General features: G+C 44.4%; 1 protein-coding gene. It reads left to right on the forward strand.

Annotated features, from left to right (window positions below):
• The first annotated feature begins 120 nt into the window (after positions 1 to 120).
• A complete protein-coding gene (locus tag ACTSEZ_RS21290) occupies positions 121 to 1,236 on the forward strand; it encodes an IS110 family RNA-guided transposase (protein ID WP_369736213.1) in 1,116 nt (371 codons plus the stop codon).
• The last annotated feature ends 416 nt before the right edge of the window (positions 1,237 to 1,652 follow it).

Below are 1,652 nucleotides of genomic sequence, written 5' to 3' on the forward strand. Positions count from 1 at the left end.
AGCGAGTTATCATGAACGAAACTAGCTCCTTACTCGTAACATCGTAGGTTAATTTGGTTAGAATGTTTACTGGAAAAAACATACCAAATCAGAGCTACATTACGGAAGGAGCTAGTTATTATGAAGGATGCCATGAAATACGTAGGTTTAGACGTATCGAAAGAAAAAATTGCGGTCGCGATTGCAGAAGAGGGACGCGAAGCCCCACGTTACTGGGGAGTGATCGACCACACACCTGAGGCCATAAAAAAGGTCATGAAAAAGTTGGGAGATCCAAAAAATCTTCGCGTGTGTTATGAAGCTGGCCCTACAGGTTATGCCTTATACAGACTGTTGTCGGATATGGGGATTCACTGTGAGGTTATCGCTCCATCGCTTATTCCTCAAAAGCCTGGAGAGCGAATTAAAACAGATCGCCGGGATGCCATTCGGCTAGCACAATTACATCGTGCAGCCGAGTTAACATCCATATACATTCCGACTCCAGATGATGAAGCATTGCGAGACCTTGTCCGCTGTAGAGAAGATGCGAAAGAAGATGAGTTAAGAGCTAAACACCGATTGAGTAAATTTCTTCTTCGAAACGATATAAAACCACCGGCCGGGACCAATAAATGGACAGTGAAATATTATCGTTGGCTGGATACGCTTCAGTTTGAAAATGTTCACCTTCGCGTTGTTTTTCAAGAATATTACTACCAGCTAAAAGAATTAAAACAGCGTATTCTGCGTTTAGAAGAAAAAATAAACATTCACGCAAAAGAAGGTGTCCACGCAGAAAAAGTTCAAGCCCTTCAAGCATTAAGAGGAATAGCTCTTGTGACAGCGACAAGCATCGTAGCTGAGATTGGTTCATTCAAGCGTTTCTCGACTCCACGACAGTTCATGGCATACGTTGGATTGATTCCAAGCGAGTATTCAAGCGGAGAAAGACGAAAACAAGGAAGCATTACGAAAACGGGAAATCGTCATGTTCGGCGTTTGCTTGTAGAATCAGCATGGAGTTATCGCTATCAGCCAGCTGTAAAGGGAGATCTTGAAAGGCGCATAAAAGGTCAATCACCGGCCATTCAATCGATTTCATGGAAAGCACAAAATCGTCTTCACAAGAAATATTACCGGCTGTTGTCCAAAGGGAAAAATGGAGGGAAAGCTGTAACGGCAGTTGCCAGGGAATTAGCAGGCTTTATTTGGGCGGTCATGCAGGAAGTTGAAGAGATGCCTAGCGCAAATTGAGATTATATCTACCAGTTAGGATGAACGTATCGAAAATGGAAGAATGAGAATAGGGCTCGAAGGCAAAGAGAAAAACCGGAAAGGAAAACCCACGTGCCTCCTCTGTGCTAAGTCGAAAATGATGAATTCACGCAGCGAGTTAGTGGAACAGTCCTTTACACGGAAAGATAAAATGTGAAAACCCACGAATATCAGAGTGCTGACCGCAGTTGAGATTTTTGCCTTCGTGCCGTGTTCTTACCTTTCATTTTTAGCAGGCTACGTTCGTACTTGTTCCCTGAATATAAGTTTAAACACCAGTGGACTGAAGCGGAAGGCACTTGACTCCTGCGGGATGATGAGGGCACTGAAGATCCCGCAAGCGCAGCGAGGAAGCTTCAGGCACTCCCCGCGGAAAGCAAGTGACTGGAGCGCAA

The sequence above is a fragment of the Metabacillus mesotrionivorans genome (genome assembly GCF_052171315.1).
In the GTDB taxonomy this organism is placed as follows: domain Bacteria; phylum Bacillota; class Bacilli; order Bacillales; family Bacillaceae; genus Bacillus_P.